The sequence below is a fragment of the Ruegeria sp. ANG-R genome (genome assembly GCF_000813985.1).
Classification (GTDB): domain Bacteria; phylum Pseudomonadota; class Alphaproteobacteria; order Rhodobacterales; family Rhodobacteraceae; genus Ruegeria.
In genome coordinates, this window is record NZ_JWLJ01000009.1 from 59,482 (window position 1) to 79,978 (window position 20,497).

The window sequence follows — 20,497 nt, forward strand, 5'->3', positions numbered from 1 at the left end:
ATCTCTGACCCCGAGCGGATTCGGGTTTCGCAGATGCAAGCGAGGCGCGCTGTTTGATTCGAAGAAGACTGCCCGAGGTCTGGCGGTTCCCGCAGAGTTGCGCCGAAAGGTTACGAAAACATCACATTACTCCCGGATATATGAGATATACTCTACGAATATAGCCAGTTTGTGTGATGGATTCGAAAAAATTTCTAGACAGGATGCGTATTACGCAGTTCACTGATGCTTAGACGCGTCGAAAGCAGATCGGTGACCTCCCTGCGGCGGCGGTCGCGCAATCTAATGTCAGGAACTTGAACGATGAACCCAATCCATTCGTTGCTTGAGTCTTTCTACGAGGAAACAACGCCCAAACGGGGCCTGCCCGCAGCCGCGTACAAGGATACGGAATTCTGGCGGGCCGAGTGCGCCTCGGTCTTCACGCGCAACTGGATTTGCGTCGGCTTTGCGCATGAATTGCAGTCCACCGGAGATGCCGTGCCGGTTACCGTGGCAGAGCACCCTCTGCTGCTGGTGCGCAACACCGCGGGTGAGATCAGAGCTTTCCACAATATCTGCCGCCATCGCTGTCTGACATTAGTCGATGCACCCAAAAACGTGGGCAAACTGATCCGCTGCCCCTATCACGCCTGGGCCTATGATCTGGACGGCCAGTTGCGTGCGGCCCCGCATTTTGGTGGTGCGAACGCGCATCAGGCGGATGGCTTTGACAGGAAAAAGAACAGTCTTGTTCCGGTGCGCAGCCACGTCTGGAATGACTGGATATTTGTTAACCTCGATGGAACGGCGCCTGATTTCGATGAATACTCTGCCGCCATTCAATCTCATCTGGAGGGCATGAACTGGGACAAACTGAACTGTATAGGAACGCTCGATTTCGGGGAAATCGCCTGTAACTGGAAGTTCATCATGGAGAACTTCATCGAACCGTATCACGTGCAGTTCGTACACGCCTCGACCACAGATCAGCCGCTGGAGGATCACTATACGATCATTGACGGCAACTGCATGGGTAGTGCTGTCGATCTGGAGGAAGAGATCGGGACCTCTGGCAGTCTCGGTGTCAGCTCCCGTTATCTGACACTCTATCCGAACTTCATTCTGGGGCGGTACTTTCCCGATCAACTGGGTGTCTATCTGAACATTCCGACCGGCCCCGGCACGATGACGCAAAAAAGGGCGCTTTACACCACCGAGGGCCAGACCCTGACGCAAGACGAAGTCGAGGGTCTGAAGAAACTGTGGTGGGATGTGCACAAGGAAGATCACGAAATGACCGAACGGCTTCAGCTGGGGCGGGCATCATCGATCTCGGATGAGGGCGGTGTGTTGTCCCCGGCGTGGGAGGACAGCGTCCGTGCGTTTCAGGAAATGGTGGCGCGTGACGTGACCACAGCCGGACAAAATTGACTTGAGGAGAATAGCGTGAGCGACACGATAAGCAGCGGTTTCCGCCTTGCACACACGATGATGCGGGTAATGGATATGGAAAAATCACTGGAATTTTATTGCGGCATTCTGGGGATGCAGGTCCTGCGCCGCACAGATTACCCCGAAGGCAAGTTTACCAACACGTTCATCGGCTACGGCCCCGAGGCGGAGTCTCCGACCCTAGAGCTGACCGCAAACTGGGATCAGGAAAAGCCGTATGAAAAGGGAAATGGCTGGGGGCATATCTGCATCGAAACACCGGATGTCTACAAAGCCTGTGAAGATCTGGCCGCAGCCGGGGTGAACATCACCCGTCCGCCCGGACCAATGAAAAACGGCACGCGCGTTATCGCGTTTTGCGAAGACCCTGACGGCTACAAGGTCGAACTGAACGAATCCATTCTGAAACATCTTGCCAAGGAAGGGTCCTGATCCATGGGCGACAAACCGCAGCTATTCAAGTTCGATCTGGTCGAAGAACGCTATAACGCGATGGGGGAAAGCGACACCTACATCAAACCGATGGTGACCAGCGAGTTCAGCAAGACCATGTGCGGCGGCATCAATGTGCTGAACAACATCAAGGTGCCGTGGGATCTGACCTGCGATGAGATCATATATTGCCTCGAAGGAACCTTCCGGCTGGTCTGCGATGGCGAGGAATATGTCTGCGATCGTGGCGATGTTCTGTTTGTGCCCAAGGATAACCACATCTCTTACGAAGCGGATGGCAAATGTGTCATCTTCTATGCCGCCTATCCTCATAACTGGAAGCAACTGGCCGGTATCACCAAGGTTCCGGGAATTGACCCAAGCGATTTTGTGGCGGGCTGAGTGCCCGACACAGCCTGAAGGCAGGCGCCCCCCACTCTGTTCTTCCCGTTTCGGGGCGCCTGCCTTCCCCCATGGCAAATGTACTGCCCAATATTACGCTGCCACGTCCTGAAACCGGACGGCTCGCGGGGCTCTGACAGGAGGAAGCCAAATGCCCAAAGACAATTCAAACAGCCGGATTTACTATGAGAGCTTCCAGGATGCGGTTGAACGCAATCGGCCCAGGATACCTGCCGTCAAAAAGCGGCTGGAAGAGGCGGGCGTCAAGTATCTGATGGGCGCATGGATCGACCTGCACGGCATTCCCAAAACCAAACCCGTCCCCATGAGCGATTTCGAGGAACTCTGCCTTGGGAAGGGGCCGCAATTCGCTGTACACTCGATTTCATATGTCCCCGAACTGAGCCCGGCCGACAGCGACCAGGTCGTGGTGCCGGATTTGGATGCGGTCTATGTCTGCCCGTGGGACACTTCGATGGCGATCATCTTCTCTGACCTGTATTGGGAAGACGCGCCCTATAACGTCTGCCCCCGCCAGGCGCTGAAGCGTGCGATGCATGAGGCGGCACAGGAAGGGTATGCAGGATATGCCGGGGTTGAGCCGGAATTCATCGTCATGAAATACGATGAAGCCGGTCAGCCCGTGAAAGCCTTCGATGACGACCCGGCAGATGGGTTGCGCCCGCGCCGCCAGGCGTTTGGCTACGACGTGGAATACTCGGTCGACTCGATGCCGTTCCTCAAAGACATGATCGACATCATCGAAGGATTGGGTTGGAATCTGCATGATGTGGTGGCCGAAGGCGCCTATTCCCAGTTCGAACTGGATTTCCACTATACCAACATGCTGGAAATGTCGGACAGGCTGGCGTTCTTGCGCATCGTTCTGAAAGAGGTCGCCAAGAAACACGGCATGTTCGTGACATTCATGCCGAAACCGACGGTGGGTGACTGGCGCTCGGGTGCGCATATCAACATGTCGATGCAGCATGAAAGCCGCCCCGGCGAGAACATATTCGAGACACCGGAAGGTGAATGGAGCGACGAATCCCGCTGGGCCGTCGGCGGTCTGATGGAACATGCCGAGGCGATCACCGCGATCACCTGTCCGATTGTGAACTCGTATAATGGCCTGGTGCCGCGCGTCGGCGGTTTCGAAGGCGGTACTGTGACATGGGCGCCGACTAACATCACATACGGTTACAACAACCGCTCGGCCCAGTTCCGCCTGCCACAAAGCCGCCACTGCATCGAAAACCGTGCGTGCGACATGACGATGAATGTCTACCTTGCGATGGCCATGCACCTGAGTTGCGCAGTGAAGGGGATCAAAAACAAGATCGACCCGGGCAAGCCGACCGATTTTGACCTCTATTCCAAAACCGAGGCCGAGCTTGCCGAGCTGGGTATCCGCCGTCTGCCGCGCACCCTGTTTAACGCCATCGAGGCTTTGCGGCATGACGATATGGCAGAACACGTTATGGGCCCGGTCATGCGCAAATCCTATCTGGAGTACAAAAACGACGAGTGGGAGAGGTATCACCAGTCCGTCACCGACTGGGAAGTGCAGGAATACCTGCGGCTTTACTGATCGAAATAAAGGTGGCCGCGGTGAAGGCCGGGGCCGCCAATTTGTCAATAACAGGTGCCTCCATGACACAGGAATTTCAAATCCTCGAACTTGGCGATTTTCCTTTGTTGTCGGGCCTTGTCCTGAACAACGCCAAGCTTGCATACCAAACCTACGGGACCCTTTCGCCAGCCCGCGACAATGTAATCGTGTTGCCAACCTTTTACACAGGCACCAATTCGCGCAACGAAGGGTTTTTCGGGGCGGGACGTGCCATTGATCCGGCGCGGCATTTCATTGTCAGCCCCAATCTGTTCGGTAACAGTCGATCATCATCTCCGTCGAACACGCCGCCGCCGCAGGATGGGCCGCGTTTCCCGTTGATCCAGATGTGGGATAACATTGCCGCACAGCACCGGCTGATCCACGATCATCTGGGCATTGATCGGATCGCACTGGTGGCAGGCTGGTCCATGGCTGGTTGCCAGTCTTATCAATGGGCGGCGCAATATCCGGATATGGTGCAGGCGATCCTTCCGTTTTGCGCTTCGGCCAAAACCTCACCACATAACTTCGTGTTCCTCGAAGGCGTCAAAGCCGCGCTTTGCGCAGACCGGAACTGGAATGGTGGCGACTACGACAACCCTCCTGTCGCGGGCCTCAAAGCGTTTGGGCGGGTTTATGCGGGCTGGGCATTTTCCCAGACCTTCTATCGCGAGGCTCTGTACAAACGGCTTGGCTTTGAAACAATCGAAGACCTGCTTGTCGATTGGGAGGTCGACCACGTTGAAGGCTGGGACGCCAATAACCTGCTGGCCAAGCTGGCCACATGGCAGGCCGGCAATATATCGACAGGTCCACTGTATAATGGCGATTTCAAAGCGGCCCTTGCGGCGATCAGAGCCCGTGCGATCCTGATGCCCTGCACGCATGATCTGTATTTCCCGCCCGAAGACAACGCGATTGAGGCAAGACATATACCAAACGCCGTGTTTCGCCCCTACGATTCACCCTGGGGACATTGTGCAGCTAATCCCGGAAACGATTCCGGATTCACAGCGGCGCTGGATACGGCCATTCGAGAGCTTCTGCAGGACTAGTGCAAGGAAAAGGACTGAGGATCGGGAGCTTTTCGGCAGTTCATTGGTATGGCGATGCTGAGGGTTGAAGATATAACTGCGGATGCCTTGAGATGATCCGTAAATCGATTTGATGTCCGGTAACGTTTGCTTTTATGTTTCGGTTTCGGACGAAACGCCTGCGAACCTGCTGAAACAGAAGGAACGGTCGTGAACTTATCGCGGAAGCCAGAAGTCGAAAAAACCGTCCGCCAGCGAGGGACGCATTCGGTTGACGAGCGTTTGAACAGCGAAATCGTTCAGATGTTGGAACATGATGGGCGGACGCCGTTTTCGGAAATTGCCCAGAAACTCGGCGTTTCGGAAGGCACGGTTCGAAACCGCGTCAACGCCATGAAGGATGCGGGTCTACTGCGGATCGTGGCAATCGCAGACCCTGCCGCATCCGAATACAAGGCGGATGCGATGATCTGCCTGAAGGTCGCGCCAAGTGTCACCCCGCAAATGGTCGCCCAGCGGCTGGGTGAGGTGCCCAGCGTGGTCTACATTCTTTGGGTGACGGGCCGTTTTGATTTGATGGTCGAGCTGGTCTGTGACGAACCGGACGACCTGACAACCTTTCTCGAGGAACACATCCACGGCGCCGACGACATCGTGGATTCCGAAGTCATGCTGGGCCTCAAGAACTTTAAGAACCAGTTCTTGCTCAAACGTAATTGGGAGCCGCGTGCATGAAGCCGCGGCCATGCTCCGAAAGGTCGTCTGAGGCCCGAAACCCCGAGGAGTTACGGACCTCAGGAGGGATCAGTTAAACCACCATCTTTCAATTGCGCGGCCACCGTCCAGCTCCCAGTCACCACCAATTTTCGCAGGTACGCCGACACTGGCTGTCACTGACATGATGTGATTGGCAAACATTGGAATAACGGTGCCACCATCATCAGACACAAGTTGCTGCATCTCGTGATAGATGTTGGCTCTCGGTTTCGATTTGGTCGTGGCTGATAGTCTGCCACCACCGCACGTTCTTCCGGCAGACCGGGGTCACGACGCCGACAGCATTCGCAACACCATGGACAACCGCAACGTTCTGCAAATGATCCCATGCGGAAATCGCGCAAGAAGCGCGTTGGTGCCGACAGGTCACTCCATCGCCTTGGTAACTTGGTGGAGCGTTGCTTCAACAAGCTGAAGAATGCCCGCGGCGTCGCCCACACGATATGACAAGACCGCCGAAAGCTACCTCGGCTTCTTCGAAATAACATCGATCCGCCTCTGGCTGCGCCATTTGTCAACACGACCTAGATCGCGAACTGGCTAGAGGCAGACATCAGCTTTCGGTTTGTTGAAAAAAATCCCGCAGGATTGTGGAATAGACCGCCTTGAGCTGATGGACCTGCGCAACCTCGACCCGCTCGTCTACCTGATGCATTGTTTGTCCGACCAATCCAAACTCAACAACCGGGCAATGCGCTGTAATAAACCGCGCATCCGATGTTCCGCCGGTTGTCGAGAGTTCCGGCTCAATACCAGTATGTCGCAGAACAGCTCCTGCAACCAGTGCGGATAGGGGACCGGGTTTGGTCAGGAAGCTCTCGCATGAATCGATGATTGCGACATCGATTGCGACCTTGAACGAAGCGGCAACGCGATCCGCCTCGGACCGTAGCCATTCCGTTAGGCTCGACGAAGAATGCAGGTCGTTGAAACGAATATTTACCGTGGATGTGCACTGTGCGGGTATGCGGAGTGCCCTTGAATACCCGTCGCCGTAAAGGCGACGGACATATCGCCGCGCCGCCCGATCTTGATCATATCTCCCATCTTGTCCGGGCAGGTTGGCTCTCCTACCAGACAGTAAGACATACGCTCACCGGTGTGCTTCATATGCTCCAGCAGGGCTGCTGTGCCATCCACTGCTTCCCCTTCTTCATCGCCCGTGATTGTCAGGATCACCGAGCCATCGGGCGGCGTTTGTGTCACAAAGTCGATTGCGGCGGCCACAAATGCTGCGACACCGGATTTCATGTCGGTGGCACCACGGCCGTACAGAACTCCGTCTTTCAGGGTGGCGTCGAAGGGTGGGTGTGTCCAATTGTTGACGTCACCCACCGGAACCACGTCGGTATGCCCATTGAAGCCAAAGGTTCGGGGATGAGTTTTGGTGCCCCAACGGGCAAACAGGTTACATACATTGCCACGATCGACTCTGACGCATTCGAACCCGGCAGTGCTCAGGAGGTTTTCCAGCAGAACAAGGGCTCCGCCTTCGACAGGGGTCACCGAGGGGCAGCGGATCAGATCGGCCGTCAAGCCTACGGCATCCACTTGTGTCATAGCCTTACTTCCTCTCCAGATCATATGACCGGCAGTCGGCAAACCGCTGGCAGTTTGGCATCTGCGCCTTTCTGTTGACTTTTGCAAGAAAACTTTTACAAGATTCACCATAGAAAAAAACTTGCAGAATGTGTGAACTTGCAATCGTCCGTCAAAACGAAAGTATCAGAGTTTCTGACCTCGGGATCGAAGGCCGAAAGGGCTTTGGCAAGTCATATCCTGAACGCTACTGAGAGCATCCCTTTTGAAACGGCCGCCAGTCTCGGCAAGAAAGTGGGTGTCAGCGAATCCACCGTCGGGCGATTTTGTCGGTCCGTGGGATTCAGAAGTTTCAAGGATCTCAAAGACAAGCTAAAGGGCGATCTTGGCGATACGCCCTGGCTGGTCAGCGACCGCCTGCAAGAGCTGCGCGTCTCCGTCCGTGGGGGCGAACAACATCTCAACGCAGGGATGGAGCTGGAAATTGCGGCGTTGGTCCGCATCTATGAATATGCCGCGACGCCTGAGTGGCAGAACGTGGTCAGGCGTCTTGCCACCTGTAACACGGTTTTCGTAGCCGGTTTCCAGACAGAGCGCGGAATGGCACAGTATTTTGCAAATCAACTTCAATACCTGCGGGATCGCGTTGTTCTGACCGACTTGGCAGGCGGAAACTTTGCTGAAATTTTGGCTGCAGACGCCGGTTCCTGCCTTCTGATCTTCGAGGCGCGGCGGTATTCACGCCTGTCCAAGGTTTTGGCTCAGGAAGCCCGCGCTGCAGACATCCCTGTCACTCTGGTTACCGATACCTTTTGTGATTGGGGAGCAGAATCGACCACGGAAATGTTTACCATTCCCACCCAATTCAATCAGTTTTGGGACTCCACCGCACAAATGGCGAGCTTTGGCAACCTGTTGCTGAACAGTGTTTTTGTCGAACTGGGCGTGGCAGTCGAGTCTCGTCTGAAACGTACGGCTGAGCTCTATGGAAAGTTTATCGGTCACGTGGGTGATCCGGTGGGCAAACTTGAAACGTGAAAGACCAAACCTTCAACATGGAGAAAGTGTTATGAAACTGAGAACCGCTCTGTCCGTTGTGCTGGCGACCACCGCGATCACAGCGACTGTTGCTCAGGCCGAAGGCCTGCGGCTGGGTACCGAGGGCGCCTATCCCCCGTTCAACTATATTGAATCGGATGGCAGCATTGCGGGTTTCGATGTCGAGATCGGGCTGGAACTGTGCAAGCGCATCGGAGAGGAATGTGAAATCGTGGCACAGGACTGGGACGGGATCATCCCCGGTTTGCTGGCCAACAAATATGATTTCATCATCGCCTCGATGTTCATCACTGACGAGCGCAAGAAGCGGGTTGATTTCACCGATCCGTACTATTTGGCGGCCATGACCCATGTTGTCCCGAAAGACTCGGGTATTACCGAATTCACAAACGAAAGCATGGCCGACAAGGTGATCGGGGCGCAATCGGGTACCACTCAGGCGGATTATATCGAAGCGACTTACCCGGATGCCGATATCCGTCTCTATCCGACTCAGGACGAAGTGAACCTCGACATGGCGTCCGGGCGCATCGACCTGCAGGTGGGTGACATGCTGCCCATGCTGGACTGGACCACCAAGACCGATGATGGCGGCTGCTGCGAACTGGCCGGCGAGCCGATTACCGATCCGGCCTTCGTTGGTGAAGGCGTGGGCATCGCCGTGCGTCAGCAGGATGACGAGTTGCGTGAAAAGCTGAACGCCGCTCTTGCAGAAATCCGCGCTGACGGCACTTACCAGACGATTAACGACAAGTACTTTGATATCGACGTCTATACGATGAAGTAAGATCGACGTCCCTCCGGCCCCAAAAGGTGATCTATGTTTGAGCTCTTTTCATACGGCGATGCCGGCTGGGGGGATGAAATTCTGCGCGGGTTGGCGATCACGGTACAACTGGCAATCGTCACGCTCCCCGTCGGGCTTTTCCTCGGATTTCTTGCTGCCTTCGCATCCATGTCGAAACTGGCACCGTTAAGATACCTCGGTTTTGGCTATACCACCGTGATGCGCGGGCTGCCCGAAATTTTGACACTGTTTGTGGTCTATAACGGTGTTGGGCTTCTGATAAACGCGATACTGCATTGGTGGAATCCCGAAGCGTCGCCCACCGAGTTCAGCCCCTTCGCAGCCGGTGTGGTGGCACTTGGCATGGTCTTCGGAGCCTTTGCCGGAGAGGTTTTGCGCGGCGCGTTCCAATCCCTCGACCAGGGTCAGGTTGAGGCCGGGCGGGCCATTGGCATGACCGAGCGCAAGGTTTTCTGGCGTATCCGGCTGCCCCAACTTTGGCGTTTTGCACTGCCCGGGTTGGGCAATCTCTGGATCAACATGCTGAAGGACACTGCACTGGTGTCGGTCATCGCTTTGGACGACCTGATGCGCATGACCAAGGTTGCCGTTGGTGTCACGAAACAACCATTCACCTTCTATCTTCTGGCTTGCATGATTTACTGGGCAATGTGTGTCCTTTCCGAACTGGTGCTTGCACGGATGGAAAAACGCGCCAACCGCGGTATTCGGAGGGCCAGCTGATGCACCCGATCGAAATCATCACGCAATACTGGCCCCGATTGCTTGATGGCACGTTGCTGACCATCAAGCTGACGCTGCTTGGTGCCTTGATCGCGGGATTGGTATCTCCGGCTTTTGCGCTGATCCGCGTCCATGCCTCGCCGATGGCTCAGGCGCCGCTCAGACTTTATATTTCGTTCATGCGTGGCACGCCCATACTGGCGCAGCTGTTCCTGATCTTTTACGGCTCGGGTCAGTTCCGTCCCGAGCTGCAGGAACTGGGCCTTTGGACGTTCTTTCGCGATCCGTTCAACTGTGCCCTTCTGGCTTTTGCGCTCAACTCTACCGCTTATCAGACAGAAATCCTGCGCGGCGGCATACTTGGCGTGCCGCAGGGCGAGATTGAAGCGGCCAGAGCGGTCGGCATGAGCCGTTTGCTGACCTTGCGCCGGGTGGTATTTCCACATGCCTATCGCATTGCCTGGCCTGCACTTGGGAACGAGGTCATCTTGCTGATGAAAGCAAGCGCCCTGGCCAGCATCGTCACCGTCTTTGACCTGATGGGACGCACCCGCCAAATCTTCTCCAGGACCTTCGATTTCTCGGTCTATCTGTGGGCGGCGTTGATTTATCTCTGCATCACCGCGCTGTTCGTCCTGCTCTGGCGGCAGGCCGAACGACGTCTGGACCTCCACATCGACGCCCGACACAAGGTCCGCAACGCCAATCAGCCCCAGAAGGACACCATGACATGAGCCAGCCGGACGTTATCTTGAAGGCCGAGGATATCCACAAATCCTTTGGTCAGGTCGAAGTGCTCAAGGGCATTTCGCTTGAGGCGCGGAACCATGATGTGATCTCGATCCTTGGATCGTCGGGTTCGGGCAAGTCGACCTTTTTGCGCTGCCTCAATTTTCTGGAAACTCCGACATCGGGCCGGGTGACTGTGCACGGCGAGGAGGTTCTGGTCAGGGATGGTAAGCCGCAGAACATACGCCACATCGAAGAGATCCGCGCGCGCCTGGGCATGGTGTTTCAGCAGTTCAACCTGTGGTCTCACCGCACTGTGCTGGAGAACGTTATGGAAGGGCCGGTCCACGTCAAAGGGGAAAGCAAGGCCCACGCCCGTGAGCGGGCCGAAGCTCTGCTCGACCGCGTCGGATTGGCCGAGCGCAAGCAGATGTACCCGTCGCAATTGTCCGGAGGACAGCAACAGAGGGTCGCAATTGCACGCGCGCTGGCAATGGAGCCGGACGCCATCCTGTTTGATGAACCTACCTCGGCCCTTGACCCCGAGCTGGTCGGCGAGGTTCTGAAAGTGATGCAATCGCTGGCCGCCGAAGGCCGTACAATGATCGTCGTGACCCACGAAATGGGCTTTGCACGCGAAGTTTCGTCCGAAGTCGTGTTCCTTCACGAGGGTCGCATCGCCGAACAGGGTGCGCCAGATGAAATGTTCGCCAACCCGCGAACCGACGAGTTCCGCCGCTTCATCGCCAACGCGATGTAGCCCTTTCCCATCAACGCTCCAAAATGACCAAAGACCTGCATATGAACACTGGAACTCTCCGTCCCGGAATCCGCATCGAAAGCGCCGATTTGCGGATCGTCAGTCTGCCGCTGTTGTCACCTTTCGTGATCTCGACCGGCACCATGACCGCAAAAACCTTTCCGCTTCTGGTGCTCAAAGGTGAAGGAATAGAAGGCGTAGCCGAGGCGGTGATGGATCCCCAGCCCGACTATCTGGAGGAAACCATCGCCGGGGCGATGGACTTTTTGCGGCGCGTGTTGTTGCCTCAGATCGTCGGGAAACGTTTCAGCTCCCCGTATGAGCTGGAACCGATTCTCGCGCCGTGGCGAGGTCATCGGATGGCCAAAGCAGTTGTCGAAATGGCCTTTTGGGACCTGTGGGCCAAAAGCCTTGGCATTCCGTTGCAGGCGGCGCTTGGTGGAACTGGCGATAGCGTTGACGTCGGAGTCAGCCTCGGTATCGCCCCGGTTGAAACAACGCTGGAACGTGTCGCCGAAGCAGCAGAGCAGGGGTACAAAAGGACCAAGCTCAAAATCGCCCGGGGGCACGACGTCAAAATTGTAGAGGCGGTTCGGGCACGGTTTCCCGGTATCAAGTTAACCGTGGATGCCAATACAGACTATGGGTTGGCCGATAGTCCGATCATGCGGGCATTGGACGCCTTCGACTTGGACTACATCGAGCAACCGCTTGCCTATGACGATATTCGCGATCATGCAAAGCTACAGTCGCGGGTCAGGACGGCGATCTGTCTGGATGAGAGTATCCGGTCGGCCCGCGATGCACGCATCGCGCTTGAACTGGACGCAGCCCGTGTCATCAACATCAAGGTTGGTCGCGTTGGCGGTTTCATGTCTGCGCGAGCGATTCACGATACCTGCGCTGCCTTTGACGTTCCTGTATGGTGCGGCGGTATGCTGGAAAGCGGCGTCGGTCGGGCACACAACATCCACTTGGCGACATTGTCCAATTTCACAAAACCCGGCGACACCTCATCGGCCAGCCGATATTTTCACCGTGACATCATCAACGAACGGCTTGAAGCCTCCGAGGGCAAGATGCCGGTCCCGAAGAACGGGCCGGGTATTGGCGTGACACTGGACCACGCGTTTCTGTCGACGGTCACCGAGAGTTCCGAGGAGATTCTACCATGACGGAACAGAGCGAGCTGGTTCTTCGGGAATTGGACGGTCTTTCCGAGATGAAGGCCTCGGAGGATTTCCAGCGTCTGGTCTGGGGTGAAGATGATCCGGCGGACAATGCCGATCTGCTGTTGTCCATCCAGCACGAGGGCGGTCTGGTCGCCGGAGCATTTCTGGGTGATCGAATGCTGGGGTTCCTGTTCGGATTTCCCAGCAGTGAGACAGGCATTCAGCACTCTCATCGCCTGGCGGTTCACGCGGATAGCCGCGGAATGGGGCTGGGTCGACGGTTGAAGTGGTTCCAGCGCGACTGGTGTCTGGCACGCGGCATCACGCTGGTGCGCTGGACCTACGATCCCCTCAGACGTATCAACGCAACGCTCAATATCGAACGACTGGGGGCGACGGCGGGCATCTATCACGAGGATTACTATGGAACGATGCAGGGCATAAACGCCGGCATTCCCTCTGACCGGCTTGTGGCAGAATGGGACCTGGAGTCGCGAAATGTCTGCTCACTGAGCGAAACGGGTCGAAGAGTTATGCAGCCGGAACTGGTAGAAACGGTGGAAATCCCGCGCGATCTGGACGAACTGCTGGCAGCCAATCCTCAATCAGCGCTCGATGAACGTCTGAACGTGCGCGCAGCGTTGACATCAGCCTTCAAGCGCGGCTTACGCATCACTGGATTCGATGCCAAACACAATTGCTATCGATTGACCCGAAAGTGATCGCTTCAAGGTGAATCGATTGGATCAAACGCTCATATTCGAGGCGCCGTGTGGTCCGAACGAGGCCGAATTTCACCGATTGAACCTATCGTGGCAGCGGGTCGGTGCGAACAATTGGAGGCCTGCGTATTAAAGGGCCAGAAACTGATCTTCGTATAATACAGCTTTGAGGCGGCGCGGATCGGACATTCGTCGTACTTCACCGAAGTATTGGTGGTTCTTTTGTCACGGCCGTCTGGTCAAGCACCCAATTGCAGAACCTCTCTGCATCCTCCCTGTCGGTGGTTGCGTTGATTAAATAGAAATAGTCCCGCTCGATTTCCATGAAGCCTTTCAGTTTGATCAGTGTTCCGTCGGCGAGGTACGGGTCGACCAACGGGTTTCCTGCCAGCGCGATACCTTGTCCCGCAATCGCGGCCTGCAGCATGTTGATGTAGGTATTCATAGCCACGCCACTGGACTCCGCTGACAGCACCAGATCATTGGCTTTAAACCAATGTGGCCAACGCGCCTCGGGTCGGTAGATACCGGACAAATGAAGCAAGTTTTCCCTTGTCAGATCTGCGGCGTCAGACAGGGCGGTATTGGGGGAGTACTTTGGGCTTAGCACCGGGAATATTCGCTCGCGCAGTAACGGAGTCACTTTTTCACCGGGTGGGGTATCCTTGGAGTAGCGGATCGCAATATCGATATTCTCGGCCGCAAGATCCAGTTTGCGGTCGGTTACAACGAGGTTCAATTCGACCTCTGGAAACTGATTGCTGAAGTCAACCATGCGCGGCATAAGCCAGTAGGTGGCAAATGCGGTCGTGGTGGTGACTGTCAGAGGGGTATCGCCCGACTTTTGTGAAACGCTCTGAATGGCATCTGCAATTTGGTGCAGGGCTGGCGCCACTTCCGCCTCGAGCAACCGACCGGCCTGCGTCAAAGATACTTTTCGGTGATCCCTGATAAACAGTGTTGTCCCAAGCTCTTGTTCGAGTTCAGCAATCTGGCGGCTGACCGATACACGCGTGACACCTAATTCTTCTGCCGCACGTGTAAAGTTTGAATTTCGGCATGATGCCTCAAAGGTGATCAGATGCGGCAGTTTTGTAAGAGTTTTACGAAGATTTACCATAACGATTTGGTTAACATAGTGGACCGTATTTTTGAACTTCACAACTGCACGTAGATGCCAAAAATATCCCTAAGAGGAGAAACTCGCCGGACTGGCCTGTAGAACTTTCAGGGAGGAAACCATGAAGAACTTTTCCAACTTTGCGTACGCTGCGGCGATGACGACAGTATTTGGACTTCCGGCATTTGCCGCTGATCAGCCCGGCGCAGGTGTCGATGTGTCGCCGATCAAAGGGTCACCCGCCAACGCATGGTTCCAGCATATGGTCGTACAGCAGGGCCTTGAGGCGCTGGGATACAACGTCGAGGAAACCCTGGAGGCGGACTTCCCCGCGGTTCATCTGGCTGTCGCTTCGGGGGATGCCGATTATACTTTCAATCACTGGAAACCCCTGCATAACGACTTTTTTGATAAGTCCGGAGGCGAAGGCGTGATGACGCGCGTCAACGCAGCAATAACCGGGGCAGGTCAGGGGTTCTATATCGACAAAAAGACCGCAGAAGCGAATGATATCACCAGTATTAGACAGCTTTCCGACCCTGCGGTAGCCGCTTTGTTCGACGCTGACGGAGACGGGCGTGCCAATCTGTCAGGCTGCAACCCTGGTTGGGGATGTGAAATCGCGATTGAAGATCACCTGGACAACTTGGACCTGCGCGACACCGTTCAACATGATCAGGGAAGCTATTTCGCGATCATGGCAGACACCATCACCCGTTATAACGAAGGCGGTGCCATTCTGTATTACACTTGGACGCCGAACTGGATTAGTGACGTGTTGGTTCCCGGAGAAGACGTGGTTCAGATCGGCGTTCAGAAAGACGGTGAAATGGACGCAGGCTTTGCTGTGAACGACGTCTATATCGTCGCAAACAATGAATTTCTTGAAGAAAACCCTGCCGCTGCAAAGTTCTTTGAACTCGTTGACATCCCGATCAGCGCCGTCAATGCGGCTCAGGTGAAGCTGCGTGATGGCGAAAACACGTTGGAAGATTTTCAGCGTCACGCCACCGACTGGATTGCTGAAAATCAAGAGCAATTCGACAGCTGGGTGGTTCAGGCAGCCGCCGCCGCGAACTAACCCTCCCTGTGAACCTGAGGGGCGGTGCACGTGGCCGTCCCAATTTTTTTTAAGGATGATGCAATGGGTGATGCGCAGATCGAGTGTCGTGACCTCTGGAAAATTTATGGAAACCGCTCGGACGAGGCCATGAAAGCGGTTCTGGCTGAGGGGTTGTCGAAAGAGGAAGTGCGCGACAGGTTTGGCTGTGTTCTGGGCGTTCGGGATGCAAGCTTCAGCGTCCAGAAAGGCGAAATCTTTTGCATCATGGGGTTATCGGGGTCGGGCAAATCCACCCTTGTGCGCCACGTGAACCGGTTGATTGAACCGACATCAGGCCAAATTCATGTGGCGGGTCAACGTGTAGACGCGTTGGGCGAAGATGATCTGCGCCAGTTGCGGGCCGAAACGATAGGAATGGTTTTCCAGCACATGGCTTTGTGGCCCCACCGGACATTGGGTGAAAATGTCGGTTTCGGTCTCGAGGTTCGCGGCATCGATTTGGAAACGCGGCGAGAGGCCGCGATCAGGGCGCTGGAAGCGATGGACTTGGGCGGGTGGATCGACCACTACCCCGATCAGCTGTCGGGCGGTATGCAGCAACGTGTGGGTCTGGCTCGAGCACTCGCAGCCGATCCTGAAATCCTGCTGATGGATGAGCCGTTCTCGGCACTTGATCCTTTGATCCGCCGACAGTTGCAGGACCAGTTCCTGAACCTGTCGGCGCATATGCACAAAACCACGCTGTTTATCACCCACGATCTGGATGAAGCCATTCGGATGGGAGATCACATCGCCATCATGAATGATGGCGAGATCGTGCAAATCGGCACGCCCGAGGAAATCGTCACCAGCCCGAAGGACGACTATGTCACCGAATTTGTGAAAGGCATCAGCCGTGTCGCGCTGGTTAGAGCCGAAACGATCATGGAACCACTCGATGGGCGGGACGTCACCGGCAAAACCATCGGCGTGGATGCTGAGCTGGGAGAGATTATCGATCTCTTTATGGACGACCAATCTCCGGTCACCGTGGTGAGCCCAGATCATGCATCTGTCGGGCAGATCACTATCAAAGACGCGTTGACCGCGTTGCGCGGGTAAGGGGCCAAGTCATGGACATCTGGAATATATTTGACACCGAATGGGTCCCCGTCGGAACTTGGGTCGAAACCTTTCTGCAATGGGTGGTGACCAATTTCCGGTTCATCTTTCAGGCGATCAAGGTACCGTTTGAAATTGTTCTGACAGGGTTGGAGGACGTTCTGACCCAAGCCCCTGACCTGCTCGTTCTTGCGGTTATCATTTTGGTTGCCTGGCAGGCAGGCGGTCGCCGTCTGGGCCTGATCTCGGCGGCCTGTATGCTTGCCATCGGACTGATGGGCGCATGGGAAGAAAGCATGACCACGCTGTCCATCGTTCTGACCTGCGTCGTGTTCTGTTCGCTGATCGGCATTCCGCTGGGCGTGTATTCGGCCAAGAATGATCGGTTCTGGACAGTTCTGCAGCCCATGCTCGATCTGATGCAAACGATCCCGTCCTTCGTCTATCTGGTGCCGATTGTGATGTTGTTTTCGATCGGTAACGTTTCGGGTGTGATTGTGACCTTTATCTACGCGCTGCCGCCGGTGGTGCGTCTGACCAATCTTGGTATTCGGCAGGTCCGCGGCGATATGGTCGAGGCGGCACGTGCATTCGGCGCCTCGAACCGGCAAACGCTCTACAAGGTCGAATTGCCTCTCGCCATGCCCACGATTATGGCTGGCGTCAACCAGACCATCATGATGGCGCTGAGCATGGTTGTTGTGTCTTCGATGATTTCCGTGACAGGTCTGGGTCAGATGGTCCTGCGGGGGATCGGGCGGCTGGACATGGGGCTGGCGACCGTGGGTGGGCTGGGCATTGTGTTTCTGGCGATTGTCATTGACCGGACCTCGCAGAGCTTCGGCATTTCGGCGCGCGAGCGCGGTCACAGGAAATGGTATGAAACCGGCCCGGTCGGATATGTCCGTGGCCTGATGGGGCGGGGGTAACATGTCCGACAATCGCCCGAACATCCTGTTCTTTCAGGTCGATCAGCTGACCGCTTCTGCCCTGCAAGCCTACGGAGATAAAATCTGCCATTCCCCGACCATCGATGGATTGGCCGACAGGGGGGTGGTGTTCGAAAACGCCTATTGCAACTTCCCGCTCTGTGCACCGTCGCGCTTTTCCATGGCAACGGGACAATTGTGTTCCAATGTTGGGGCCTATGACAATGCGGCCGAGTTCTCTGCCGAGATTCCAACCTACGCGCACTATCTGCGCGCAGCTGGCTATCAAACGGCCTTGTCTGGCAAGATGCATTTCATTGGTCCTGATCAGTTCCATGGGTTCGAAAAGCGCCTGACCGCAGACCTCTACCCCGGCGATTTCGCGTGGGTTCCCAACTGGGAAAATGAAGGCAAACGCGATACCAACGATCCCCGCGCGGTGCGCATCGCGGGAATTTGCGAGCGCTCGGTCCAGATTGACTATGATGAAGAGGTCACCTTCAAGGCGATTCAGCATATCTTTGATATGGCACGTGGCGATGACAAGCGTCCCTTTTTCCTGCAGGTCTCCTACACCCATCCGCATGAGCCTTATCTTTGCCGGAAAGAGTTCTGGGATTTATATGAGGACAAGGACATCCCCATGCCCGCGGTCGGTGCCTTGTCGGAAAACGAGCATGATCCCCACTCCGTGCGCCTGCTGAAGGATTTCGGAATGTTGGGCATTCAGTTCAGTGACGAGGATGTCGCCTGTGCCATCCGCGCTTATTATGGATCGATCAGCTACATTGACAGCCTGATGAGCCGGGTCATGGATGCCATGCGCGCGACTGGCGCAGATCAGAACACAGTGGTCATTTTCACTTCGGATCACGGCGAAATGCTGGGCGAACGTGGCATGTGGTTCAAAAAGCACTTCTTTGAGAAGTCTTTACGCATTCCGTTGATGATCGCAGGGCCCGATATTGCGCCTCAACGGGTTCAGGAGCTGACATCGCTGGTAGATATCGTGCCTACACTAAACCGTATCGCAGGGGTAGAAGACTCGGTGGAACCGCTGGAAGGCACAGACCTTCTCGCCCTGATAGACCGGGATAACCCACCACCTAAGCGTGCAGTATATGCCGAGTATCTGGCCGAGGCGACGAAGGTTCCCATGTTCATGATCCGCCGCGGAAACTACAAGTTCATCTCCTCGTCGCGTGACGGGATCATGCTGTTCGATCTGCTGAACGATCCGAATGAGCGTACAAACCTCGCCTATGTGGAGGATCATCGTGACCTGACCGATAGCTTTGTGCATGAGGTCGCAGAAAAGTGGAATGAACCAGACCTGATCCAAGACATCGTCCTCAGCCAGAAGCGCCGAGCTCTGGTTCGCAAGGCAATGGCTCAAGGCAAAAAGCAGCGTTGGAACCACGGAGAGTCGGAAGCTGACCGGGTTCTGTGGTACCGGGGTGATCAGGGATACAATGAGTGGGCGTTTGACTATATCTAACGACACGTCCCTAAGCGATCTTTACCGAAAAGTGCGGCGAACTGCGAAATGTCTTCGTTCCGGGTCTCGGGCGCGATAGGATGCCAGTACGCTAGGCCGCCTCGACCCCGTATGGGGCATTCATGGCGACTACTAGCACAGCATTGCAGTATCATTAGAGCAACTTTCCGCTGCACGAGTAAAATCTGTCGTGGGGTACGGTTACACGGTGCGGGGTTTTATTGCTGTTCGCTGTCAATCCTTGAATGACGAATTTTGGCACGTTTCCTGGCTTCGGCCTCATTGGTTTGCAGCCGGAACAGAACGGTGACGGTGAAAGCGATGGCTGAATGGCCCCATCTCTTGTCGTGAGACAAGAGTGCTCCGGCGTTGTTGCATTCTACCACCAATATGCCGAGTGCGCCCGCGCGACCCTTTTTGCTACAATCAAATCAGAAACGGCGTTGACAAAGGCAATGGCTCTGGGGTTTCCCCGCAGCCCCTATCAACCGATAGCGTGTCAACTTGAGTTATCACGGCTGATTGTTATTCATGCCCGGGACGTCATCAATAGGTGGGTGCCGTTTCAGAGCGAGAAGCCGGAGATAGATGGTAAAGCTTGCTAGGGCTTTGAAAGTAAACGGTCTCGACGAAGACTGAAAATTACCAAATTATTGACTAAATTTCAGGCATTATGTCATTTTGGAACTAGCTAAGTTAACAAGTGAATTGGAAGCAGCGGGGGATCATGAAAAATGCACTGATTGATTTCGTTGATGCATTGGCTGGATTGAACTCTGCTGAAGATCGATGGAACGAAGCGGTTGTCCAATCCAAACTCATGGGACTTGACGCAATTCTGGTCGGTGAAGCCGATGGGATCAAGAAACAGATCTACTGGATGAATACAAACATGCCAGAAGACTGGATCACCGAGTATCTGGAAGAAGATTACATGTCGGTTGACGCGATGCTCGAGAATTTGGCCTGGGACGCACAGTATCACATTGTCGAGTCAGGCCGGATGAAGCGCGCCGAGGCGCGATCTGACAAAGAACATGCACTTGATCACGGTTTGAAGTCAGCCGGTCTTGCGTCCCTGGTTGGCTCGCGTTTTGGCGAGTCGGGGAAGCGAGGGGTATATGTGACCCTCTGCTCCGGCGGTAGTATGCAAACAGCCGAAAAAGACAGCGCGATTGATCTGACGATGTTTGCCGCTCTGCTCGCTACATCAATCACTGAACCAATTCAATCACCTGCCAACCTGAAGTTGCAATCAATGACCCAGTTATTATCACAGCGCCAGCAAGAGGTGTTGGAGTTGCTCGCTGCGGGATACCAGACGGCCCGCATAGCTGAGCGCCTGAAAATAAGTGAAGCCGCGGTGAACAAGCACTTCTTTCTGGCCCGGCGGGCGCTTGGCGCCTCTACCCGCGAACAGGCGCTTGCCATCGCTTTGAAACAAAACCTAATTAACTTGTGAAGGTATAGAAATCTCTACCTTGGGCGAAACTTTGTGTTTGCCTACTGTCTTTGCAAATTGTGCCGACCATTAGGAGGACTCCTTTCTTCGACGTGTCGGTCGCAGGAACGTTAGTACT

The 20,497-nt window shown here is 55.4% G+C and carries 19 protein-coding genes and 2 pseudogenes; 19 read left to right on the forward strand and 2 right to left on the reverse strand.

The window, feature by feature from the left end; genetic code table 11:
- Nucleotides 1–303 precede the first annotated feature (303 nt).
- The 7 genes and pseudogenes from RA27_RS17785 to RA27_RS23780 all read left to right on the forward strand — a co-directional run.
- The gene (locus RA27_RS17785; RefSeq protein WP_039542186.1) at nt 304–1,413 is read left to right on the forward strand and encodes an aromatic ring-hydroxylating dioxygenase subunit alpha; all 1,110 of its coding nucleotides are present in this window, start codon (nt 304–306) and stop codon (nt 1,411–1,413) included.
- A gap of 15 nt (nt 1,414–1,428) precedes the next feature.
- Complete coding sequence (gloA, locus tag RA27_RS17790) at nt 1,429–1,866, forward strand: lactoylglutathione lyase (RefSeq protein WP_039542190.1); 438 nt, start codon at nt 1,429–1,431, stop codon at nt 1,864–1,866.
- A gap of 3 nt (nt 1,867–1,869) precedes the next feature.
- Complete coding sequence (locus RA27_RS17795) at nt 1,870–2,268, forward strand: cupin domain-containing protein (protein WP_039542193.1); 399 nt, start codon at nt 1,870–1,872, stop codon at nt 2,266–2,268.
- Nucleotides 2,269–2,419: 151 nt separating this feature from the next.
- Nucleotides 2,420–3,859, forward strand: a complete 1,440-nt coding sequence (locus RA27_RS17800; RefSeq protein ID WP_039542195.1) for a glutamine synthetase family protein — start codon at nt 2,420–2,422, stop codon at nt 3,857–3,859.
- Nucleotides 3,860–3,921: 62 nt separating this feature from the next.
- Nucleotides 3,922–4,938 carry an alpha/beta fold hydrolase gene (locus RA27_RS17805; RefSeq protein ID WP_039542393.1) on the forward strand — a complete coding sequence of 339 codons (1,017 nt, stop codon included), beginning with the start codon at nt 3,922–3,924 and terminating at the stop codon, nt 4,936–4,938.
- Nucleotides 4,939–5,127: 189 nt separating this feature from the next.
- Nucleotides 5,128–5,652: an Lrp/AsnC family transcriptional regulator gene (locus RA27_RS17810; RefSeq protein ID WP_039542198.1), complete on the forward strand. Its 525-nt coding sequence runs from the start codon at nt 5,128–5,130 to the stop codon at nt 5,650–5,652.
- Nucleotides 5,653–5,899: 247 nt separating this feature from the next.
- Nucleotides 5,900–6,238 (forward strand): annotated as a pseudogene (locus RA27_RS23780) (transposase); the annotation flags it as partial.
- Between the two features lie 9 nt (nt 6,239–6,247).
- Here RA27_RS23780 and RA27_RS17815 read toward each other — a convergent pair.
- Nucleotides 6,248–7,254: pseudogene (locus tag RA27_RS17815) on the reverse strand (M20/M25/M40 family metallo-hydrolase).
- A 132-nt stretch (nt 7,255–7,386) separates the two neighbouring features.
- Between RA27_RS17815 and RA27_RS17820 the strand changes: the two are divergent.
- From RA27_RS17820 to RA27_RS17850, 7 genes are read left to right on the forward strand one after another with little or no spacing between them, the layout of a single operon-like run.
- Nucleotides 7,387–8,271, forward strand: a complete 885-nt coding sequence (locus RA27_RS17820) for a MurR/RpiR family transcriptional regulator (RefSeq protein ID WP_241484102.1) — start codon at nt 7,387–7,389, stop codon at nt 8,269–8,271.
- Between the two features lie 31 nt (nt 8,272–8,302).
- Complete coding sequence (locus RA27_RS17825) at nt 8,303–9,079, forward strand: ABC transporter substrate-binding protein (protein ID WP_039542201.1); 777 nt, start codon at nt 8,303–8,305, stop codon at nt 9,077–9,079.
- Between the two features lie 33 nt (nt 9,080–9,112).
- Nucleotides 9,113–9,823: an ABC transporter permease gene (locus tag RA27_RS17830; protein ID WP_039542204.1), complete on the forward strand. Its 711-nt coding sequence runs from the start codon at nt 9,113–9,115 to the stop codon at nt 9,821–9,823.
- Nucleotides 9,823–10,557, forward strand: coding sequence for an ABC transporter permease (locus tag RA27_RS17835; protein WP_039542207.1), 735 nt, complete (start codon nt 9,823–9,825; stop codon nt 10,555–10,557). Before RA27_RS17830 ends, RA27_RS17835 begins: the two co-directional genes overlap by 1 nt.
- Entirely contained in the window at nt 10,554–11,312 is a 759-nt protein-coding gene (locus tag RA27_RS17840; RefSeq protein WP_039542210.1) for an ATP-binding cassette domain-containing protein, read from the forward strand. Before RA27_RS17835 ends, RA27_RS17840 begins: the two co-directional genes overlap by 4 nt.
- A 41-nt stretch (nt 11,313–11,353) precedes the next feature.
- A complete protein-coding gene (menC, locus tag RA27_RS17845; protein WP_039542397.1) occupies nt 11,354–12,487 on the forward strand; it encodes an o-succinylbenzoate synthase in 1,134 nt (377 codons plus the stop codon).
- Nucleotides 12,484–13,206, forward strand: a complete 723-nt coding sequence (locus RA27_RS17850) for a GNAT family N-acetyltransferase (protein WP_039542213.1) — start codon at nt 12,484–12,486, stop codon at nt 13,204–13,206. The genes menC and RA27_RS17850 overlap by 4 nt, the downstream gene beginning before the upstream one ends.
- Before the next feature lie 199 nt (nt 13,207–13,405).
- Here RA27_RS17850 and RA27_RS17855 read toward each other — a convergent pair whose 3' ends face one another.
- Complete coding sequence (locus RA27_RS17855; protein ID WP_152610736.1) at nt 13,406–14,368, reverse strand: LysR substrate-binding domain-containing protein; 963 nt, start codon at nt 14,366–14,368, stop codon at nt 13,406–13,408.
- A gap of 79 nt (nt 14,369–14,447) precedes the next feature.
- On the opposite strand from RA27_RS17855, the gene proX reads away from it, so the two are divergent.
- The 5 genes from proX (at nt 14,448) to RA27_RS17885 (ending at nt 20,379) form a co-directional block, all read left to right on the forward strand.
- Nucleotides 14,448–15,407 (forward strand): glycine betaine/L-proline ABC transporter substrate-binding protein ProX, encoded by a 960-nt coding sequence (gene proX, locus RA27_RS17860; RefSeq protein ID WP_039542216.1) that lies wholly within the window; start codon nt 14,448–14,450, stop codon nt 15,405–15,407.
- 63 nt (nt 15,408–15,470) lie between these two features.
- Complete coding sequence (locus RA27_RS17865) at nt 15,471–16,490, forward strand: glycine betaine/L-proline ABC transporter ATP-binding protein (RefSeq protein ID WP_039542401.1); 1,020 nt, start codon at nt 15,471–15,473, stop codon at nt 16,488–16,490.
- Between the two features lie 11 nt (nt 16,491–16,501).
- Nucleotides 16,502–17,419, forward strand: a complete 918-nt coding sequence (locus tag RA27_RS17870; RefSeq protein WP_039542218.1) for an ABC transporter permease subunit — start codon at nt 16,502–16,504, stop codon at nt 17,417–17,419.
- Nucleotide 17,420: 1 nt separating this feature from the next.
- Complete coding sequence (gene betC, locus RA27_RS17875; protein ID WP_052265362.1) at nt 17,421–18,917, forward strand: choline-sulfatase; 1,497 nt, start codon at nt 17,421–17,423, stop codon at nt 18,915–18,917.
- A gap of 727 nt (nt 18,918–19,644) precedes the next feature.
- On the forward strand, nt 19,645–20,379 hold the full coding sequence (locus tag RA27_RS17885) for a LuxR C-terminal-related transcriptional regulator (protein ID WP_039542223.1): 735 nt from the start codon (nt 19,645–19,647) through the stop codon (nt 20,377–20,379).
- Nucleotides 20,380–20,497 lie beyond the last annotated feature (118 nt).

Coding starts and splice junctions, on each gene's coding strand:
- RA27_RS17785 (WP_039542186.1), top strand. CDS start 304: ATGAACCCAATCCATTCGTTGCTTGAGTCTTTCTACGAGGAAACAACG.
- RA27_RS17795 (WP_039542193.1), top strand. CDS start 1,870: ATGGGCGACAAACCGCAGCTATTCAAGTTCGATCTGGTCGAAGAACGC.
- RA27_RS17800 (WP_039542195.1), top strand. CDS start 2,420: ATGCCCAAAGACAATTCAAACAGCCGGATTTACTATGAGAGCTTCCAG.
- RA27_RS17805 (WP_039542393.1), top strand. CDS start 3,922: ATGACACAGGAATTTCAAATCCTCGAACTTGGCGATTTTCCTTTGTTG.
- RA27_RS17825 (WP_039542201.1), top strand. CDS start 8,303: ATGAAACTGAGAACCGCTCTGTCCGTTGTGCTGGCGACCACCGCGATC.
- RA27_RS17830 (WP_039542204.1), top strand. CDS start 9,113: ATGTTTGAGCTCTTTTCATACGGCGATGCCGGCTGGGGGGATGAAATT.
- RA27_RS17835 (WP_039542207.1), top strand. CDS start 9,823: ATGCACCCGATCGAAATCATCACGCAATACTGGCCCCGATTGCTTGAT.
- RA27_RS17840 (WP_039542210.1), top strand. CDS start 10,554: ATGAGCCAGCCGGACGTTATCTTGAAGGCCGAGGATATCCACAAATCC.
- menC (WP_039542397.1), top strand. CDS start 11,354: ATGAACACTGGAACTCTCCGTCCCGGAATCCGCATCGAAAGCGCCGAT.
- RA27_RS17850 (WP_039542213.1), top strand. CDS start 12,484: ATGACGGAACAGAGCGAGCTGGTTCTTCGGGAATTGGACGGTCTTTCC.
- proX (WP_039542216.1), top strand. CDS start 14,448: ATGAAGAACTTTTCCAACTTTGCGTACGCTGCGGCGATGACGACAGTA.
- RA27_RS17865 (WP_039542401.1), top strand. CDS start 15,471: ATGGGTGATGCGCAGATCGAGTGTCGTGACCTCTGGAAAATTTATGGA.
- RA27_RS17870 (WP_039542218.1), top strand. CDS start 16,502: ATGGACATCTGGAATATATTTGACACCGAATGGGTCCCCGTCGGAACT.
- betC (WP_052265362.1), top strand. CDS start 17,421: ATGTCCGACAATCGCCCGAACATCCTGTTCTTTCAGGTCGATCAGCTG.
- RA27_RS17885 (WP_039542223.1), top strand. CDS start 19,645: ATGAAAAATGCACTGATTGATTTCGTTGATGCATTGGCTGGATTGAAC.